The sequence below is a fragment of the Aeromonas rivuli genome (assembly GCF_020149575.1).
Taxonomy (GTDB): domain Bacteria; phylum Pseudomonadota; class Gammaproteobacteria; order Enterobacterales; family Aeromonadaceae; genus Aeromonas; species Aeromonas rivuli.
In genome coordinates this window covers 3,399,655-3,418,279 of record NZ_CP079742.1, presented here as the reverse complement: position 1 = coordinate 3,418,279, position 18,625 = coordinate 3,399,655, and the positions used below count along the sequence as shown (strand labels likewise).

Annotated in this window: 19 protein-coding genes and 2 pseudogenes; 7 read left to right on the top strand and 14 right to left on the bottom strand. The window is 61.3% G+C overall.

The window, feature by feature from the left end; all coding sequences use genetic code 11:
- Positions 1-42: 42 nt before the first annotated feature.
- The 6 genes and pseudogenes from holA to leuS form a co-directional block, all read right to left on the bottom strand.
- On the bottom strand, positions 43-1,077 hold the full coding sequence (holA, locus tag KYK33_RS15755) for a DNA polymerase III subunit delta (RefSeq protein ID WP_042040909.1): 1,035 nt from the start codon (positions 1,075-1,077) through the stop codon (positions 43-45).
- A complete protein-coding gene (locus KYK33_RS15750) occupies positions 1,077-1,220 on the bottom strand; it encodes a DNA polymerase III subunit delta (protein WP_396021355.1) in 144 nt (47 codons plus the stop codon). The genes holA and KYK33_RS15750 overlap by 1 nt, the downstream gene beginning before the upstream one ends.
- A 35-nt stretch (positions 1,221-1,255) precedes the next feature.
- Positions 1,256-1,363 (bottom strand): annotated as a pseudogene (locus KYK33_RS15745) (DNA polymerase III subunit delta); the annotation flags it as partial.
- A gap of 35 nt (positions 1,364-1,398) precedes the next feature.
- Positions 1,399-1,506 (bottom strand): annotated as a pseudogene (locus tag KYK33_RS15740) (DNA polymerase III subunit delta); the annotation flags it as partial.
- A 13-nt stretch (positions 1,507-1,519) separates the two neighbouring features.
- Complete coding sequence (locus KYK33_RS15735) at positions 1,520-2,002, bottom strand: LPS-assembly lipoprotein LptE (protein WP_042040907.1); 483 nt, start codon at positions 2,000-2,002, stop codon at positions 1,520-1,522.
- A 121-nt stretch (positions 2,003-2,123) separates the two neighbouring features.
- On the bottom strand, positions 2,124-4,700 hold the full coding sequence (leuS, locus tag KYK33_RS15730; protein WP_224431137.1) for a leucine--tRNA ligase: 2,577 nt from the start codon (positions 4,698-4,700) through the stop codon (positions 2,124-2,126).
- A gap of 148 nt (positions 4,701-4,848) precedes the next feature.
- Between leuS and KYK33_RS15725 the strand changes: the two genes are divergently transcribed.
- The gene (locus KYK33_RS15725; protein WP_224431136.1) at positions 4,849-5,331 is read left to right on the top strand and encodes a zinc ribbon-containing protein; all 483 of its coding nucleotides are present in this window, start codon (positions 4,849-4,851) and stop codon (positions 5,329-5,331) included.
- A gap of 69 nt (positions 5,332-5,400) precedes the next feature.
- Here KYK33_RS15725 and lnt read toward each other — a convergent pair whose 3' ends face one another.
- The 5 genes from lnt to miaB form a co-directional block, all read right to left on the bottom strand.
- On the bottom strand, positions 5,401-6,930 hold the full coding sequence (lnt, locus tag KYK33_RS15720) for an apolipoprotein N-acyltransferase (protein WP_224431135.1): 1,530 nt from the start codon (positions 6,928-6,930) through the stop codon (positions 5,401-5,403).
- Between the two features lie 163 nt (positions 6,931-7,093).
- The gene (gene corC / locus KYK33_RS15715; RefSeq protein ID WP_224431134.1) at positions 7,094-7,978 is read right to left on the bottom strand and encodes a CNNM family magnesium/cobalt transport protein CorC; all 885 of its coding nucleotides are present in this window, start codon (positions 7,976-7,978) and stop codon (positions 7,094-7,096) included.
- Positions 7,979-8,059: 81 nt separating this feature from the next.
- Positions 8,060-8,545: an rRNA maturation RNase YbeY gene (ybeY, locus tag KYK33_RS15710; protein WP_224431133.1), complete on the bottom strand. Its 486-nt coding sequence runs from the start codon at positions 8,543-8,545 to the stop codon at positions 8,060-8,062.
- Positions 8,542-9,597 carry a PhoH family protein gene (locus tag KYK33_RS15705; RefSeq protein WP_224431132.1) on the bottom strand — a complete coding sequence of 352 codons (1,056 nt, stop codon included), beginning with the start codon at positions 9,595-9,597 and terminating at the stop codon, positions 8,542-8,544. The genes ybeY and KYK33_RS15705 overlap by 4 nt, the downstream gene beginning before the upstream one ends.
- A 52-nt stretch (positions 9,598-9,649) precedes the next feature.
- On the bottom strand, positions 9,650-11,083 hold the full coding sequence (gene miaB / locus KYK33_RS15700; protein ID WP_042040900.1) for a tRNA (N6-isopentenyl adenosine(37)-C2)-methylthiotransferase MiaB: 1,434 nt from the start codon (positions 11,081-11,083) through the stop codon (positions 9,650-9,652).
- Between the two features lie 294 nt (positions 11,084-11,377).
- Between miaB and KYK33_RS15695 the strand changes: the two genes are divergently transcribed.
- Both KYK33_RS15695 and KYK33_RS15690 read left to right on the top strand, forming a co-directional pair.
- Positions 11,378-12,574, top strand: a complete 1,197-nt coding sequence (locus tag KYK33_RS15695) for an FAD-dependent monooxygenase (RefSeq protein WP_224431131.1) — start codon at positions 11,378-11,380, stop codon at positions 12,572-12,574.
- Positions 12,575-12,603: 29 nt separating this feature from the next.
- Positions 12,604-13,188 carry a cysteine hydrolase family protein gene (locus KYK33_RS15690; RefSeq protein ID WP_042040898.1) on the top strand — a complete coding sequence of 195 codons (585 nt, stop codon included), beginning with the start codon at positions 12,604-12,606 and terminating at the stop codon, positions 13,186-13,188.
- A gap of 88 nt (positions 13,189-13,276) precedes the next feature.
- On the opposite strand, the gene KYK33_RS15685 is transcribed toward KYK33_RS15690, so the two are convergent.
- Positions 13,277-13,528 carry a putative hemolysin gene (locus tag KYK33_RS15685; RefSeq protein WP_224431130.1) on the bottom strand — a complete coding sequence of 84 codons (252 nt, stop codon included), beginning with the start codon at positions 13,526-13,528 and terminating at the stop codon, positions 13,277-13,279.
- 82 nt (positions 13,529-13,610) lie between these two features.
- Entirely contained in the window at positions 13,611-14,510 is a 900-nt protein-coding gene (locus KYK33_RS15680) for a LysR family transcriptional regulator (protein WP_224431129.1), read from the bottom strand.
- A 113-nt stretch (positions 14,511-14,623) separates the two neighbouring features.
- On the opposite strand from KYK33_RS15680, the gene KYK33_RS15675 reads away from it, so the two are divergent.
- Together KYK33_RS15675 and KYK33_RS15670 are read left to right on the top strand one after the other, a co-directional pair.
- The gene (locus KYK33_RS15675; RefSeq protein WP_224431128.1) at positions 14,624-14,854 is read left to right on the top strand and encodes a hypothetical protein; all 231 of its coding nucleotides are present in this window, start codon (positions 14,624-14,626) and stop codon (positions 14,852-14,854) included.
- Complete coding sequence (locus tag KYK33_RS15670) at positions 14,851-15,516, top strand: HAD-IA family hydrolase (protein WP_224431127.1); 666 nt, start codon at positions 14,851-14,853, stop codon at positions 15,514-15,516. The genes KYK33_RS15675 and KYK33_RS15670 overlap by 4 nt, the downstream gene beginning before the upstream one ends.
- Before the next feature lie 158 nt (positions 15,517-15,674).
- On the opposite strand, the gene KYK33_RS15665 is transcribed toward KYK33_RS15670, so the two are convergent.
- On the bottom strand, positions 15,675-16,277 hold the full coding sequence (locus KYK33_RS15665; protein ID WP_042040893.1) for a nitroreductase family protein: 603 nt from the start codon (positions 16,275-16,277) through the stop codon (positions 15,675-15,677).
- Between the two features lie 389 nt (positions 16,278-16,666).
- Between KYK33_RS15665 and KYK33_RS15660 the strand changes: the two genes are divergently transcribed.
- Positions 16,667-17,182: a YMGG-like glycine zipper-containing protein gene (locus KYK33_RS15660; protein ID WP_224431126.1), complete on the top strand. Its 516-nt coding sequence runs from the start codon at positions 16,667-16,669 to the stop codon at positions 17,180-17,182.
- Positions 17,183-17,417: 235 nt separating this feature from the next.
- Positions 17,418-18,500: a glycerophosphodiester phosphodiesterase gene (locus tag KYK33_RS15655; RefSeq protein WP_224431125.1), complete on the top strand. Its 1,083-nt coding sequence runs from the start codon at positions 17,418-17,420 to the stop codon at positions 18,498-18,500.
- The last annotated feature ends 125 nt before the right edge of the window (positions 18,501-18,625 follow it).

Here is an 18,625-nt window from a genome sequence, read left to right as displayed (position 1 = left end):
ACTCGAAGGTGGCCTTTGTCGCGCGCAGGCCGATTGGTTTGCTTAGCATGCGGCTGCCTCTGGCAACGGCAGCGGCGCACCATCGCGAAATCCCAGGGCCAGGGTTTGCAACAGCAGCCAGGCACGCTGTGTCTCGAAGTGGCTCAGGGCGGCGTCGAGCTGGCTCATCAGCTGCCAGAGCTGCTGCAACTTGGCAAAGGGCAAGCGGGTCAGTGCCTGCTGGATCAGCTGCTGGCGGCTCTGCCAGATACGCAGGCGGGAGAAGTGCTCCCCCAGGGGTTGGCCACTGCGCATGGCCAGCGACAGCTCGGTGAGCTGTTCCAGCTCGCGAGTCAGGGTCCAGGCGAGCATGCCGGGCTCGGTGCCCTCGGCGCGCAGGGCCTGCAAGATGCGCTGGGCCCGGTTCACTTTGCCCTCCAGCAGGGTATCGATCAGCTGGAAGGGGGTGAAGTGGGCGTGACGAATGATGGTCTCTTGCAGATAGGGGACGCTGATGGGCTGAGGTGGATCCAGCAGGGTCAGCTTCTCAATCTCCTGACTCGCCGCCAGCAGGTTGCCCTCATAGGCATGGCACATGAAATTGATGGCATCGGGCAGGGCCTTGAGGCCGAACTTCTGAAAACGGGCCCCCATCCAGCGCGGGAAGAAGCGCGGCTCCGGGTGGTTGACCGGCACATAGGTTCCAAGTTGGTAGAGCTTGTCGAACCAGGCTGCCTTCATCTGGGTCTGGTTGAGCCGGCCACCGCTCAGCACCAGCAGCAGGTCGGGATGCAGCTGCTTGCCGATTTCGCTGATGCGGGCGGCGAGATCCTTGTCGACCTTGGGGGGGAGCTCCAACTCGATGAGCTGGCGGGCCGAGAACAGGCTCATGGCCTGGCAGGCATCGTAGACCTGATTCCAGTCAAGCCCCGGCTCGACCACGAAACTGTGGCGCTCATCGAACCCCAGCTTGCGTGCGTGCTGGCGGATGCTGTCGATGGCCTCCTGTTTGAGCAGCGGCTCGTCACCAAAGACGAGATAGCAGGGCCTGAGCCCTGTCTTGAGGTGATCCGCAAATTGCTCGGGGTAGATCCGCATCAGAGCCTGGCCTGGTTGAGTGGGTGAGTCGCAAGGTCGATGGCTTGCTCTTTCTCGAACAGCGGCTCGTCACCAAAGACGAGATAGCAGGGCCTGAGCCCTGTCTTGAGGTGATCTGCAAATTGCTCGGGGTAGATCCGCATCAGAGCCTGGCCTGGTTGAGTGGGTGAGTCGCAAGGTCGATGGCTTGCTCTTTCTCGAGCAGCGGCTCGTCACCAAAGACGAGATAGCAGGGCCTGAGCCCTGTCTTGAGGTGATCCGCAAATTGCTCGGGGTAGATCCGCATCAGAGCCTGGCCTGGTTGAGTGGGTGAGTCGCAAGGTCGATGGCTTGCTCTTTCTCGAGCAGCGGCTCGGCACCAAAGACGAGATAGCAGGGCCTGAGCCCTGCCTTGAGGTGATCCGCAAACTGCTCGGGGTAAATCCTCATCAAGATACTCTCATCAGAACTTGACCTGGCTCAGCTGCCGCACTATCAGGCTGGCGGCCTGTTCCTGCATCTCCTTGCCGAGCTGCTCCTGCTCACGGGATGAGGCAAGGGCCGCGTCCGGTTTGTTCAGGAAACTGCGGTTGAAGGTGATGGGGAAGATCTGGGTCGGTTGACCCGGCATGGAGATGGTAAAGCTGGTGCTGTAGCCGAGCACATACTCCCTGTCCTGACCGAGGGCATCGACCGAGGCGACCTCGCTGCTGTTGCCGATGCTGCCCAGGGTCAGCACCGGAATGCCTTCCTTGTCGTCCAGCACGACCCCTGACGCCTTGAGGCGGGTGGTCACCAGTCGATAGAGATCGCTCTTGGTGTCACCGACCACCTTCATGGTCATCAGTTCGGGGGGAATGGCCTGGCCGCGCATCTGGAAGCCGCAGGCCGAAAGCAACAGTGTGGTCAACAGTATGCTGATCCAGCGAATGAGGGGCGAACCCATGGCATGTCCTCTCCAACAAGGAGGCGGCGCGCACCGGCGAGCCGCCTCCTTTGATTATACGAGGGTGCGCGACCTTGCGGCCTTGCACCCGGTGATGGCATCGGGAAGGATGCCTGATCAATCAGTTAGCGACTATGTTGAGCAGCTTGCCCGGGATATAGACAATCTTGCGCACCGTCAGGCCGTCGGTGAACTTCTGCACCGAGGCATCGGCCATGGCCAGCTCCTCGACGTCGGCCTGGCTGATCTCGGCGGGCACCGTCAGCTTGCCGCGCATCTTGCCGTTGATCTGCACGACGACCAGCTTCTCGGTCTCGACCATGGCGGCCTCGTCGGCCACCGGCCAGACGGCGTGGTCCACATCGTCACCCTTGCCCAGCATCTTCCACAGCTCGAAGCCGATGTGCGGGGTGATGGGGTAGAGCATGACCACCACGGCTTCCAGCGCTTCTTGCATCAGGGCGCGGTCTTGCGCATCCGAACCCAGCTTGGCCAGGTTGTTCATCAGTTCCATGATGGCGGCGATGGCGGTGTTGAAGGTCTGGCGGCGACCCACGTCATCGCTCACCTTCTTGATGGTCTTGTGCAGTTCACGGCGCACCGCTTTCTGATCGCCGGTCAGGGCGGCCAGGTCCAGCGCAGGCACGGCACCGGCCGAGACGTGTTCGAAGGTGAGGCGCCACAGACGACGCAGGAAGCGCTGGGCCCCTTCGACGCCGGAGTCGGACCACTCCAGGGTCATGTCGGCCGGGGAGGCGAACATCATGAACAGACGGACGGTATCGGCGCCGTAACGCTCCACCATCAGTTGCGGGTCTATGCCGTTGTTCTTGGACTTGGACATCTTGGTCATGCCGGAGTGGATCACTTCGCGGCCTTCCAGATCGACGGCCTTGGTGATGCGGCCCTTCTCGTCACGCTCGAGCTTGACCTCGGTCGGGCTGACCCAGACGTTGCCGCCCTTCTCGTCCTTGTAGTAGAAGGCGTCGGCCAGCACCATGCCCTGGCAGAGCAGGCGCTTGAACGGCTCACTGCTGTTGACCAGGCCCGCATCGCGCAGCAGCTTGTGGAAGAAGCGGGCGTAGAGCAGGTGCATACAGGCGTGCTCGATGCCGCCGATGTACTGATCCACCGGCAGCCAGTGGTTGGCGGCAGCGGGATCCAGCATGCCCTTGTCGTAGTCCGGGGAGCAGTAACGGGCGTAATACCAGGAGGACTCCATAAAGGTGTCGAAGGTATCGGTCTCGCGGAACGCTTCCTGGCCGTTGTAGGTGGTCTTGGCCCAGTCGGCATCGGCCTTGATCGGGCTCTGGATGCCGTCCATCACCACGTCTTCCGGCAACAGTACCGGCAGTTGATCTTCCGGGGTCGGCACTACGGTGCCATCGGCCAGAGTCAGCATCGGGATGGGGGCACCCCAGTAGCGCTGACGGGAGACGCCCCAGTCGCGCAGGCGGAAGTTGACGGTGCGCTTGCCGCGGCCCAGCGCCTCGAGCTTGTTGGAGATGGCATCGAAGGCGGCCTGGAATTCGAGGCCGTCAAACTCGCCGGAATTGAACAGCACACCCTTGTCGGTGTAAGCGGCGTCGCTCACATCCACCTCGCCATCGGCAGGCTTGATGACCGCCTTGATCTCGAGGCCATATTTGGTGGCAAATTCATGGTCGCGCAGATCGTGGCCGGGGACCGCCATGACGGCGCCGGTGCCATAGTTCATCAGCACGAAGTTGGCGACCCAGACTGGCACCTTATGGCCGCTCAGAGGGTGAATGGCGTAGAGGCCGGTGGCCATGCCCTTCTTCTCCATGGTTGCCATCTCGGCTTCGGCGACCTTGGTGTGCTTGCACTCTTCGATAAACGCGGCCAGTTCCGGATTGGTGGCAGCAGCCTGCAGGGCCAGCGGGTGACCGGCCGCGATACCAACGTAAGTCACGCCCATCAGGGTGTCGGGACGGGTGGTATAGATGTCGAAGGAGGCATCGCTATCGGCGACCTGGAAGGTCATGTTGACCCCTTCGGAGCGGCCAATCCAGTTGCGCTGCATGGTCTTGACCATCTCGGGCCAGCCATCCAGGTTCTCTATATCGTCCAGCAGCTCCTGGGCATAGTCGGTGATCTTGATGAACCACTGGGGGATCTCTTTCTGCTCCACCGGGGTGTCACAACGCCAGCAGCAGTTGTCGATCACCTGCTCGTTGGCGAGTACCGTCTGATCGTTCGGGCACCAGTTGACCGAGGAGGTCTTCTTGTAGACCAGGCCCTTCTCATGGAGCTTGGTGAAGAACCACTGCTCCCAGCGGTAGTAATCCGGCTTGCAGGTGGCCAGCTCACGATCCCAGTCATAGCCCAGTCCCAGCATCTTGAGCTGGTTCTTCATGTATTCGATGTTTTCATAGGTCCAGGGGGCCGGCGCCGTGTTGTTCTTGATGGCGGCGTTTTCGGCGGGCAGACCGAAGGCATCCCAACCGATGGGTTGCAGCACGTTCTTGCCATTGAGCCGTTGATAACGGGAGATCACATCACCTATGGTGTAGTTACGCACGTGCCCCATGTGTAGACGACCAGACGGATAAGGGAACATGGAGAGGCAGTAGAACTTCTCTTTGTCTACTTTCTCCACTGCCTTGAAGGTTTTCTTGGCATCCCAGTGCTGTTGCACTGCTGGTTCTATGGACTGGGGAACGTATTGCTCTTGCATTTGGTGACATCCGGATCTGTGAAATGGGTAGATAAATCGGCTGGGAAATCCCGATAGAATACCCATATCCTGCGGCGGCAACAACCGTCAGCGTCCCGGGTTACCAGTCGGGCAAAGCATCCATCCGTCATTCGAGAGGAGTAATGCCATGGACAAACGTCGAAAAGGTTATGAGGCCTTCATCGCCCAGCTCAGGCAGCAGTGGGAGGAGACGGAAGCCTTTCAGGGCGAGCGCCTCAATCGCATGATTGCCAAGGTACAGGCTTATATGGAAGCCGCCGGTGACCTGACCCAGGATGAGCTGGCCCTGATCGCCGAATACGTGAAGCGGGATCTGGGCAACTTTGAGGCCGGTCGGGCCGAGGCACCGGAGTCGGCTTTCATGCTGGCGCTCAAAGACACTGCCTGGTCCTGGCTCGCCGATGTGACCGACCGATCCCAGGTGGAATGGCAGGAGCTGGCCGACGAACTGGAGCACAAGGGCGTTTATCGTGTTGGTGATTGGGTCGGCCTCGGGGTGCTGGTGTGCGAGGATTGTGAGTGGCGCCATACGGTGCTTCATCCGCAGCAGCTCGGCCCCTGCCCGGAATGCGGGGCGAGCGAGTTCCATCGTGAGCCCCTCTCGCCCTGAGAGTCCGCGTATCCCAGACATAGAAGAAGGCGCCTTTTTGGGGCGCCTTCTTCATTTATCCCTCGGCTATCACAGTTCACGAGCCCAGGGGTGGGCGCGGGGTCTCAGCACCAGGGCCAGCCCCAGCCCCAGGGCGCAGAACGCGTAGAGGGGCCAGCTGCCAAAGCGGTGATAGGGAGTCTGGCCATGGGCGGGACGCACTTCACTGCGCAGCACCTTGGCTTCGAACTGCGGGATCTGGCCTGTGATGCTGCCATCGATCTCGGTGGTGATGGTGATGCCGTTGTTGGTGGCACGCAGCAGCGGGCGAGCCAGTTCCAGGGCGCGCATGCGAGCGATCTCCATGTGCTGCCAGGGACCTATGCTGCTGCCAAACCAGGCGTCATTGGAGACGGTCAGCAAGAAGTCGGTGTCCGGCTGGACGGTGCGGCGCAGCTCCTCCGGGAAGATGATCTCGTAGCAGATGGCCGCTGCCAGCTTGAACCCCTTGGCGATCAAATTGGGTTGCACCTCATCCCCTGGGCTGAAGGAGGACATGGGCAAATTGAAGAAGGGGGCGATGGGGCGCAGCCAATCTTCGAACGGCACATATTCGCCAATGGGCAGCAGATGATACTTGTTGAAGCGGTTCTCATGCTCATAGTGGTAGCTCTGCTTGCCGCCCGCATCCTGTACCCCCATGCCGAGCACCACGTTATAGAAACGCTGCTGCTTGGTGTCGTAGTTGATGATACCGGCCAGCAGGGCGGTATCATTGATCTTCATCGCCTTGTCCAGGCTCTCCAGATAGTTGCCCATCTCTTTTTCGAGTGCCGGAATGGCGGATTCCGGCCAGATGATGATGTCGGCATCCTGGTTGTCGCGGCTGAGATCCTGATAGGTGCGAATGGTGGGCACCAGGGCCTCGGGATCCCACTTGAGGGACTGGGCTATGTTGCCCTGCACCAGCGCCACCTTGACCGGCTCGCCCCGGGTCACCCAGTTGAGCTGCATCAATCCATGGGCGCTGGCGACCAGGGCGACCGGCAACAGCAGCCAGGCCGGTTTGCGACTCTGCCACAGCAGCCAGAGGGCTGAGGTACAGAGCAACAGCGCGAGGGTGATGCCCTGCACCCCGAGGATGGGGGCAAAACCCTTGAGGGGGCCATCAATCTGGCTGTAGCCAAACCAGAGCCAGGGGTAGCCGGTCATCACCCAGCCGCGCAGCCAGTCGGCGATGAGCCAGAGCGCCGGGAAGGCGAGCAGCCAGCGGCTCCAGTGGCGGGCGGTGAAGAAGCGGGCGAACAGCCAGCAGGCCAGGGTCGGGTAGAGGGACAGATAAGCCGCCAGTGCGGTCAATAGCAGGAAGGCCGCTGGCAGGGGGATGCCACCAAACTCCGTCATGCTGACATGGATCCACCACTGCCCCGGCAGGAACATCCCCATGGCGTAACCAAAACCGCGCCAGGCGGCTTGCCTGGGGTTGGCCTTGTCCAGCAGGGCATAGAGGCCAAGCAGGGAGGGGACAACCACGGGCCAGTAACCGAAGGGCGAGAAGGCCAGCACGGCGAGGGCGCCACAGGCAAAGGCACAGAGGCTTGTCAGGAGTTTTGATTTCACGGGTAATTGGGGCTCAAATTGGGCTTCAATGATATTGGCCGCTATCTTAACCCGTAATGGCGGGTAACGGCGAGCCCGGGGGCTCGGCATTGACAGATCGCCAATGAAAACGCCCCGCGGTGCGGGGCGTTTTTTGCAGTCAGCCAGAGTGGCGTGCGCCGGCTTACTGGGTCTCGGATTGTGCCGCGATATGATTTTCGGGGATTCGGACCTGCAACTGCTGCAGACGACGACGGTCGGCGTGCATCACCTTGAACAGATAGCCATCGAGCTCTATCTCTTCCCCTTTCTTGGGCAGGTGACTGAAGGCGTGCATCACCAGGCCGCCCACCGTATCTACCTCTTCATCGCTGAACTGGGTGCCGAAATAGTCGTTGAAGTCTTCTATCTCGGTGAGGGCGCTGATCGCGAAGACCCGCTTGCTGATGCGGCGGATCTCATCGGGTTCGTTGTCGTCATCGTCGAACTCGTCATCTATCTCGCCGACGATGAGCTCGAGAATGTCTTCTATGGTCACCAGACCCGAGACACCGCCGAACTCGTCCACCACTATGGCCATGTGGTAGCGCTCCTCACGGAACTCCTTGAGCAGACGGTCGACCCGCTTGCTCTCGGGCACTATCACGGTCGGGCGCAGGATGTTTTCGAGTTGCAGGGGCTCGCTGGCGTGGTGAGAGCCAAAACCGAATGGCAGCAGATCCTTGGCGAGCAAGATGCCCTCCACATGATCCTTGTCTTCGTTGATCACCGGAAAACGGGAGTGACCAGATTCTATGATGACCGGCAGCAGTTCATCCACGGACTGGGATTTTTCGATGGTCACCATCTGGGAGCGGGGGATCATGATATCGCGCACGCGCAGCTCGGCAATTTCGAGCACACCTTCAATCATGTCCTTGGTGTCCTGGTCGATGAGGTCGCGCTCTTCGGCGTCGGCAATCACATCTACCAAATCATTGCGGTCTCTTGGCTCGCCCTGGAAGAGTTGGCTGAGTTTATCGAGCCAGGTTTTCTTCGGCGAGCCGGTACTAGGGTGATCGTCGGTCATGATGTCTCTTGATTACTCATTAAAGGGTCAGCGACCCGAATAGGTCAGGCCCGAAGGCCTGCGTCGTCAACGGGGTTGACGTCAGTCGCCGTGATGCTCGTCACCGAGTATATCGTCCTGATAAGGATCTGGGAAACCGAGCTCGGCCATGATGTCGCGCTCAAGCCCTTCCATCTCTTCGGCTTCCTCATCCTCGATATGGTCATAACCTAGCAGATGCAGACTGCCGTGCACAACCATATGGGCCCAGTGGGCTTCCAGGGTTTTACCTTGCTCTGCGGCCTCGCGCTCCACCACCTGACGACAGATAACGAGATCGCCGAGCAGGGGCAGCTCCATGCCAGGTGGAGCCTCAAACGGGAAGGAGAGCACATTGGTGGGCTTCTCCATGCCGCGATAGGTGTGGTTGAGCTGCTGGCTCTCGGCCTCATCGACGATGCGTATCGTCACCTCGGCCTCTGGCTGGAAGCCGAGGATGGTGCCTTCCAGCCAGCCTTGCAGCTGGGCTGCACTCGGCAGCCCCGTCTCTTGCTCAGAGGCCAGTTGCAGATCCAGGGTCAGGCTCATTGGGCGCTCTCTTGTTTGGCGTTGGCTCTATTGGGTTTGGCAGTGGCGGACTCGGCCTGCGCGGCGTCGAATGCCTCATAGGCCTGCACGATACGGGCCACCACCGGGTGGCGCACCACGTCCTTGGATTCGAAGAAGTTGAACGACAGGCCATCGACCCCCTGCAGCACTTCCAGGGCGTGGCGCAGGCCGGACTTGGTGCTGCGCGGCAGGTCCACCTGGGTGATGTCGCCGGTGACCACCGCCTTGGAGTTGAAGCCGATGCGGGTCAGGAACATCTTCATCTGCTCGGTGGTGGTGTTCTGGGCCTCGTCCAGGATGATGAAGGCGTCATTCAAGGTTCTTCCGCGCATATAGGCGAGGGGCGCCACCTCGATGATGTTGCGCTCCATCAGCTTCTCGACCCGCTCGAAGCCCAGCATCTCGAACAGGGCGTCGTAGAGGGGGCGCAGGTAGGGATCGACCTTCTGGGAGAGATCCCCGGGCAGGAAGCCGAGCTTCTCCCCGGCTTCCACCGCCGGGCGGGTCAGCAGGATGCGGCGGATCTCCTGGCGCTCCAGGGCATCCACTGCGGCGGCCACCGCCAGATAGGTCTTGCCGGTACCGGCCGGGCCAATGCCGAAGCTGATGTCGTGGCGCACTATGTTGCTGATGTACTGCGCCTGGTTCGGGCTGCGGGGCTTGATGAGGCCGCGCTTGGTCTTGACCGTCACCTCCTTGCCATGGGGCTGGCTCGGGGTCTCCTCATCGTCCTGCTCCAGCACACGGGACTCCTGCACCGTCAGGTGCACCATCTCGGGGGTAATGTCGGTCACCTTGCCCCCCTTGAGCGCCTGGGTCTCCACATAGAGATGCTTGAGGATGACGGCGGCGGCATCCACCTGGGCCTGTTTGCCGAGCAGCTGGAAGTGGTTGTCACGGTAGCTGATTTCGACGCCGAGGCGGCGTTCCAATTGTTTGATGTTGTCATCGAAGGGACCGCACAGGCTGACGAGGCGCTGATTGTCAGCGGGCTCCAGGTGCAGGTTCAGGGTCGAGATGTGTCGGCTCAAAGTGTCCTCGTCTCAGCGATATCCCCCTCCGGCAGGCGGAGGGGGAAGAAAATTAGTGGGGCCTGAAGGCGGCGACGCCCAGTTCATTGGGCAGGTTGTCGGGCCGACGCGCCAGAATGTCGCTCGGCGCCGTGGCGATGCGCAGATTCATTTCGTCCTCGCCGCGGATGAAGCGGCCACGCAGGGAGTAGGGGCGCACGTCGGTGATCTCCACGTCGGCGAAGCCACCGATGAGACGGTGCGGTCCCTCGAAGTTGACCACCCGGTTGTTCTCGGTGCGGCCACTGAGCTGCATGGGATCCATCTTGGAGGGGCCCTCCACCAGGATGCGCTGCACCGAGCCCAGCATGGCGCGGCCGATGAGCATGGACTGGTGATTGATCTGGTTCTGCAGGCGGGTGAGGCGGGCCTTCTTCACCTCCATGTCGACATCGTCCGGCAGATCGGCGGCCGGGGTGCCGGGGCGCGGGCTGTAGATGAAGCTGAAACTCATGTCGAAGTTGATCTCCTCGATGAGCTTCATGGTGGCCTCGAAATCCTCGTCCGTCTCGTTCGGGAAGCCGACGATGAAGTCGGAACTCATGGTGATGTCGGGACGGGCGGCGCGCAGGCGGCGGATCTTGGACTTGTACTCCAGCACAGTGTGGGGGCGCTTCATCATGGTCAGGATGCGATCCGAGCCGCTCTGCACCGGCAGGTGCAGGAAGCTGACCACTTCCGGCGTGTCCTTGTAGACCTCGATGATGTCGTCGGTGAACTCGATGGGATGGCTGGTGGTGTAGCGAATGCGGTCGATGCCGTCGATGGCGGCCACCAGGCGCAGCAGCTCGGCGAAGGTGCAGTCATTGCCATCGAAGGTCGGGCCCCGGTAGGCGTTGACGTTCTGGCCGAGCAGGTTCACCTCGCGCACCCCCTGCTGGGCGAGCTGGGCGATTTCGTAGAGCACGTCGTCGAGCGGTCGGCTCACCTCCTCGCCGCGGGTGTAGGGCACCACGCAGAAGGAGCAGTATTTGGAGCAGCCTTCCATGATGGAGACGAAGGCGCTGGCTCCCTCGGCACGGGGTTCCGGCAGGTTGTCGAACTTCTCGATCTCGGGGAAGGCGATGTCCACCTGGGCACCACGCCCCTCCTGGACCTGCTTGATCATGGCGGGCAGGCGGTGCAGGGTCTGGGGGCCGAACACGATGTCCACATAGGGCGCACGTTGGCGCAGGGCTTCCCCTTCCTGGGAGGCGACACAGCCACCTACGCCGATTACCAGTCCCGGTTTTTTCAGCTTGAGCTTCTTCCAGCGACCGAGCTGGTGGAACACCTTCTCCTGGGCCTTTTCACGGATGGAGCAGGTATTGAGCAGCAGGACGTCTGCCTCCTCGGGCTCTTCGGTCAGCGTGTAGCCATTGCTGGCGTCCAACAGGTCGGCCATCTTGGACGAGTCGTACTCGTTCATCTGGCAGCCCCAGGTCTTGATGTGAAGTTTCTTGCTCATTGCTACTCTTGACGGTTTTTGGCTGTTTCTAAAATTTGACAGGGTCAAACGACCGAGCATTTTACTCCGCAATGGGGACGCTGACCAGTTAATATCCAGCTGGCACCAGGCTTGGCGTGATGGAACTTGTCCTGTTGCCATGGCCGGGCCCTGGCGAGCCAGGTCACTGCTTGCCACCGCATCTTGGGGTATCATGGCCACAGCGACGCTTGGCCGGTTGCCAAGCCTTTGTCACAGAGCCCACCCTCGTCGGTTGGCGCCGCGCCTCTGGGCGCCCGTTTTCAGGAAGCACCCATGTTTGCAAAGTTAGATGTCCCCAGCCAACGGCCCAATGACGCCGATGTGATCATCGTTGGGGCCGGCATGGTGGGCGCCGCCATCGCCTGTCTGCTGGCGAGTCAGGGGCGCTCGGTGCGGCTCATCGAGACGCGCCTGCCCGAACCGTTCAGCCCAGAACAGCCATTGGATTTGCGAGTCTCCGCCATCAGCCAGGCCTCGGTGGCGCTGCTGGACAAGGCCGGTGCCTGGCAACACCTGCAACAGATGCGGCTGTGTCCCTACCGCCGACTGGAGACCTGGGAGCAAGCGGGTTGCGCGACCCGTTTCTCGGCCGAGGAGCTGGGCCTGCCCCAGCTCGGTTACATCATAGAGAACCGCCTCATCCAGCTCGCCCTGCTGCGCCGCATCGAGGATTTTGCGAACATCCAGACCCATACCCCGGCGGCGGTGCAGAGCCTGCAGCAGAACGGTGATCACGCCACCTTGCTGCTCGATGATGGTACCGAGTTGCGGGCCAGCTGGGTGCTGGCCTGCGACGGTGCCGAGTCCCTCACCCGCCGCCTGGCCGGGATCGGGGTGTCACGCTTCGAGTATCGCCAGCACTGCATGCTGATCAATATCGATACCGAGTTCGAGCAGGAAGATATCACTTGGCAGCAGTTCACCCCGAGTGGGCCGCGCGCCTTCCTGCCGCTGCCGGGTCAGCATGGCTCTCTGGTCTGGTACGACAGCCCGGCCCGGATCCGGGCTCTGTCGGCCCTGGATAACGAGGCCCTGGCCGCCGAGGTGCGTCAGCACTTCCCGACCCGGCTCGGCGGTTTCAGGGTGACCGGCAAGGGCAGTTTCCCGCTGGTACGCCGTCATGCCAACGACTATCACGCCGGGCGGGTGGTGCTGCTCGGCGATGCCGCCCACACCATCAATCCGCTGGCGGGTCAGGGGGTCAACCTCGGCTTCAAGGACGTGGCCTGCTGGAGTGAACTGCTAGAGGCGGCGGGAGACAATTGGCAAGATCCTGCCTTGGCAAGGCGTTATGAGCGGCGCAGGCGCCCGGACAATATGTTGATGCAGTCGGGGATGGATCTCTTCTACGCGGCCTTTAGCAACGACATAGGGCCGCTGCGCCTGGCGCGCAATCTGGCGCTCAATCTGGCCGACAAGGCGGGCCCCCTCAAGGAGATGGCGCTACGCTACGCACTGGGGCTGGTGTAGGTCACTCGTTCACATCTGGAGACGCAACCATGACAGACAAGGCACTGCTGGTCATCGATTTCATCAAGGATCTCGCCCACCCGGATGGCAAGATAGCGGCCTCTGCCCGCCACGTGCAGGAGCAAGACGCCATCACTCATGCCAATCAGGCACTGAAATATGCCCGGGCCCATGGTTGGCTGGTGATCCAGGTCAAGGTAGGTTTTGAGGCCAACTATCATGTCCAGCCCAAGGGCTCCCCCATGTTTGGCCGCGCGCAGGCCTTTGGTGCCCTCTGCCTCGATGGCGAGGGGTGCGAGTTTCACCCGGAGCTTGATGTGCAACCGACCGATCTGGTGATGGAGAAGCCAAGGGTCAGTCCCTTCTATGGCACCCTGCTTGAGCCTGCCCTGCGGGCCAATCGCATCGAACACCTCTACCTGTGCGGGCTGAGCAGCAGCTGGGCCATCCAGGCCGCGGCGCGGGATGGCCATGACAGGGATTACCGCATCACCATTCTGGAAGATGCCTGCGCCGCGGCGGATGCCAATGAACACCATGCATCCCTGCGGATGCTGAGCCGTATCGCCGAGGTCATCAAGGTCGAACAGCTAACGGCGGATGGGCAAGGCTAACGCCTCTGGGCGGCTTTCGCTCATAACAGAAGGCCGATCCTCATGATCGGCCTTCTGTTTTTGCGGGTGGGCATGAGGGCAACTGCACCTACTGGGATTGCTGGGCTGCCCGGTAGAGGGTCCACTCTTCCATGACGGTGCCATCTGGCAGATGGCAATATCCCACTGTCCCCCCCGCTTCTTCTTCCATGACTAACTTGCCATCCTGCTCGGTGCAATAGACCGAGGCCGGATTGGCCATGCCTATCTTGGCTGGTGCGGGTGCAGGGCCCTGCTGGGCGCAGCCCGCCAGGGTCAGCAAGGGGAGCAGGGGCAGGGCGTTGTGCCATCTCGATCTCATATCAAACCTCTCGGCAGTGTCAGTGTCGCAGACGATACACCCAGGCTTGGCCGGGTCGCAACTCAGGCATCCCCGGATCTCGTCACTGTGATCCCGGGCGCTGTGGTGCCATGGTCGTCATCATTTTCAAGAAGTTATCCCGGATGGGATCATGGAAACCCGGGTTCCACACCAGGCTTATCTCCCATGCGGAGTGGGGACCCGAGAGGGGATAGAGGGTCACGTTGGGGCCAGCGATGAAGCTGACACTCCTCGGTAATATCGCATTGCCGATGCCGGCGGCGACCAGGGCCACCAGGGTCTGAATATCTTCCGCCTCTTGAATGGTCCCTGTCAGTCGATTGGCGCCGAGGAAGCTGGCAATCTGCTGGCTCAGGCCCGGACAGCGATGCCCCACCATCTGCAGCAGCGGTTGCCGAGTCAGCGCCTGCTCCACATCCAGCCCGGTAGCGTCACCCTGAATGCTTTGGGTGGGCACCGCCAGCACCAGTCGATCTGTCAGCAACGGGATCTCGTGAAGCTGTTCACCTTGAGGGCGGCGCATGAAGCCGAGTTGCAATTGCCCCGACAGCAGTTGTTCATGCTGGACGGCCGAGGGCATGTCCCGCAGATGGACAAGCACTTCGGGGGCGTGCTGGCGAAAGCGAGCGACCAGCGTTGGCGCCAGTTCGAAGCTCGACAGGCCGAAGCCAATATTGAGCCGTCCGGCTATGCCGCTGGCCAATGCCAGGGCGTGGCGCTCGAATCCCTGTCCATGCTCGACCAGGGCGCGGGCCTGGACGAGCAACTGGGCGCCGATGGCGGTTAACGCTGCCCCGTGGCGACCACGATTGAACAGGCTGGCCCCCAGCATCAGCTCCAGCCCCTGGATCTGCTTGGTCAGGGCCGGTTGCGTGATGAAGAGGCGTGCCGCCGCCTCCCGGTAGTTGGCGCTCTGGGCCAGGGTCACGAAGGCTTGTAGCTGTTTGAGGTCGAATTTCATTCCGTTTGATTATCGAATGTTGAGTTTTATTGATTATAAATTATCTATTGCCCTTGTTCTAATGGTCTCGAAACGGGCCTGTTGTCCGTCACGCTGCCCAGAGGGAAGAGACCATGAGCACAGAAACGTATCTGTTATTACGCAAAGAAGGGACTGTGATCGCTCAGCCCCTGGCGGCCCCGGAGACGGGAGAGCTGCTGGTCAGTCTGTTGCAGCAGGGGTTTGTGCTGGATCCCCGGCAGATCCTGGCGGGCAACAGTCGGCAGGCGTTGGCCTGCCATGAACAGGAGATAGGGGCGCTGCCCGGCATTCAGGGCACCCGCAGGGCGGGACGCCCGTCATGACGGGGCTCACGTTGCAGGCGGCGGCGCTGCTGCTCGACATGGACGGTACCCTGGTTCACTCCACCACCGAAGTGGAGACGGTGTGGCGGCTATGGTGTCGGCGCCACCGGCTCGACCCCGAACCCATCCTGGCCGCCTGTCATGGGGTGCGATCCTTTGAGGTGATCCAGGCCCTGGCGCCCGACCTGGATCTGGCCCGGGAGATAGCCCTGCTCGATGAGATGGAGATCCAGCATACAGGGGCCGCCGAACCGCTGGCGGGTTGTCGCGCCGTCTTGCAGGGGCTACCCATGACCCGCTGGGCGCTGGTGACCTCGGCCAGCCGCCGGGTGGCCTTGCACCGTCTGGCCTCGGCGGGTTTGCCCGTGCCGCTGCAACTGATTGGTGCCGCCGAGGTAGCCAGAGGCAAGCCAGATCCCGAACCCTATCTGCTGGGAGCCAAGAGCCTGGGAGTGGCGCCTGCCGACTGCCTGGTGTTTGAGGATGCGCTGGCTGGAATACAGAGTGCTATCAGAGCGGGTTGCCGGGTCGTGCAGATCGGTGGAGATCGCGCGCTCGATCCTGCGGTGGTGGCCCGAGTGCGGGATTGGCGGCAGATAAAGGTGACAGAGCAAGAGGGGGGGCTGGCGATCAGCCTGCACGCTGACAGCAGCTGGTGGTAGTGCACATCCTGCCAAAGCGAGTGTTCGCCGCTGCAGAGATCGGCTTGGGGAGACGATGGACAGTGGCAAGCGGTTGATGCAGAAGGGGGCCCATGGGATGGGCACAGAGTCCGATGAGAATGGGTTGTGAGCCCCCTCATGGGAGGGGGCGGTGGATCTCAACCAAAGACGCGGAAGCGCTCGGCATCATCCATAAAGGTCTTGTCGCCGGCGGGCTGCTCTATGCTGCCAAAGGGCATCTGGGCACGCAGCAGCCAGCTGGCGGGGAGCTCCCAACGCTGATGAACCTGATCGTCAATGATCGGGTTGTAGTGTTGCAGTGAGGCGCCAATGCCTTCCTGAGCCAGGGCGCTCCAGACTGCAAACTGGGCTATGCCGGTGGCATGTTCGGACCAGATGGGGAAGTTGTCGGCATAGAGGGCGAACTTCTGCTGCAGCTCCTTGATGACGGCGGTGTCTTCGAAGAAGAGCACAGTGCCAAACCCTGCACGGAAACTGCCGTTGATTTTGTTTTCCGTCTGGGGGAAGGCCTCGGTGGGAACGAGTTTGCGCAGCGTCTCCTTCGTCAGGTCCCAGAGGGCGTGGTGCTGATCACCAAAGAGAATGACCACCCGGGAACTTTGGGAGTTGAACGAAGAGGGACTCTGCTTGACCGCCTCTTGAATGAGGGCGGTCAACGCGTCCTGACTGTGGGAAACCTTGTCCCCGAGTGCATAGATGGTGCGGCGTACTTTCATCAGTTCGATAAATGAATTGCTCATAACCTCTCCTTGCGTAACGAAAATGCGTGGTTCAACGGCATGGCGGACCCAAGGGCCAAGCTGGCCTCGTGCGCAGCCAGTGTAGCGCCGCCATCAAGCTCTTCCTAGCCCATCCATCCATAGCGTTTGGAGATCCCGCAGGTTCAGGTCATGCCCGACTGGGCCCCTTACCGACAGGAGTTGACCGATGACGAATGACGTCAGGGGGGGGATGCAGGATGAGCTGGCAGGCGTTATCGAGAACTATTCATGACAATTCAAAGAGTTAAACGCTGACCCATTCAGGCTCAGTCAAGCTTTGTCGTCTGGAAGGGGGAGGGGCTATGGCGCGCGTGACCGACTCTCATCATAGTGCAGGGGAAAATTAATCAGCTGGACAGGAGTATCCCATGGGAATGAACAGACAGACGCTGCGTTCCTTGGCGTTGTTGGGGCCTCTGTTGTTGGCCTGGCTGCCGGCGCAGGCCTCCGAGACGGTCAATACCATACTCGGCGGTGGTGTCGGTGGCGTGGCGGGGACCATGCTTGGCAAGCAGCTTGGTGGTGATACCGGTGCCCTGGTTGGCGCGGCCCTGGGTGGCGCGGCAGGTGGTGCCGCGACTGCCAATCGCGGTAACAAGAACGAAGCCGCCATCGGCGGCGCCGTGGGGGCCCTGGGTGGGGCGGCCATCGGCAAGAGTCTGAGCGGTGATACCGGTCAGTTGATCGGTGCAGGCATAGGTGGTGCCGGTGGTTCGGCTATTGGCGCCCGCACCGGGGACGGTCACGAATCCCGTGATGATGACAGGGGCGGTCGCCGCTACGACGGACGTCGCTATCATGACGATCGCCATTATCACCACAACAAGCACAAGAAAAAATATTACAAGAAGCACCGCAAACACGGATGGCATGACGACGACTGATCTCATTCGTGTGCCGAGCAAAGGATCCGTGACAAGCATGCCAGTCTGTCAGACTGGCATGCTTGATTGCATTCTGTCTGCGGTATGCGGGCCGTGGCATGTCCGGCCTGTTGATCCATCGCCCTCCCTGGAAGAGAGACGAACAAGAGAATGGTAACAACATCAGTCATATTAATTTTTTAGAAATATAAAGGAGTTAGCTTAGCCGGACCTCTTACCCAACAAGGTTATGTTCATGTCTATCCCAACACCTCGCCTCCTTAGCCTGGTGCTCTTTTCTCCCCTGTTGCTCTCGGCCTGCAATGACAATGAGTCGATATCCCAGCTTGATCCCCCACCACACCTGTTCAACGAGCCCAGGGCCTTCGATCTAGAAGCGCATCGTGGCGGCCTCGGCCTCGTCTCGGAAAGCACCCTGACCGCCTTTGCCAACGCCCTGGAGATGGGAGTCACCACCCTGGAGATGGACACCCAGATCACCCGGGATGGCATAGCGGTTGTGACCCATGATCGCAAGATCTCGGACAAGAAGTGTCTGGATACCCAGCCCGCCAGCGAGGGAGATCCCCTGTACCCCTACGTGGGCAAATACATCAAGGATCTCACCCTGGCCCAGGTGAAGACCCTGGATTGCGGCTCCCTGCCTCTGGCCGATTTTCCCGAGCAGGTGCTGGTCCCCGGTGCCACCATGCCGACCCTGCAAGAGGTGTTAGCCCTGGTGAACGCCTACCAGGCCGATCAGGTGCTGCTCAACATCGAGACCAAGGTCGAGGCGGGCGCACCGGAGGAGACGGCCCCCCGGGAGATCTTCGTCAAGACGGTGCTCAAGGAGATCCGTGACGCCGGTCTGATGCGGCAGGCAACCATACAGAGCTTCGACTGGGGCTCTCTTATGCTGGCGCGGGAGCTCGAACCCAGCCTGCCTATCATAGCCTTGACCAATGGTCAGCAGTTCCTGCAGGTTGGCATGCCGGGTGCGTCTCCCTGGCTGGGGGGGCTCGACATCGATGACTTCAATGGGGATCTGGTGCAGGCCGTGGCCTCTTTCGGCGCCGATGCCATCTCTCCGGTGCACGGGGATCCCCAGGGGGGACGTTACGGGGATCCCGGCTATGTGGAGTACACCACTCCGGATCTGGTCGATGCCGCCCATGCCGAGGGCATCAAGGTGATCCCCTGGACGGTCGACGATGAGGGCACCATGAATCGCATGCTGGAGAACGGGGTCGACGGCATGATCACCGACTACCCGGATCGACTGCGGGTGGTGATGGAGGCGCGGGGGATCCCGCTGCCGCCCCCTGTCTCCCCACGTTGAAACGCAGGGCGTCTGCAGGCATGAGTTCGCCCATGTGCGGATAGTGTAGAGATAGGCTCAGAGACAAGTGCAAGGATAAGTGCAACAAGACGAGCTGCAGCCGCAGCCTGGTCTCGACCCCGGCT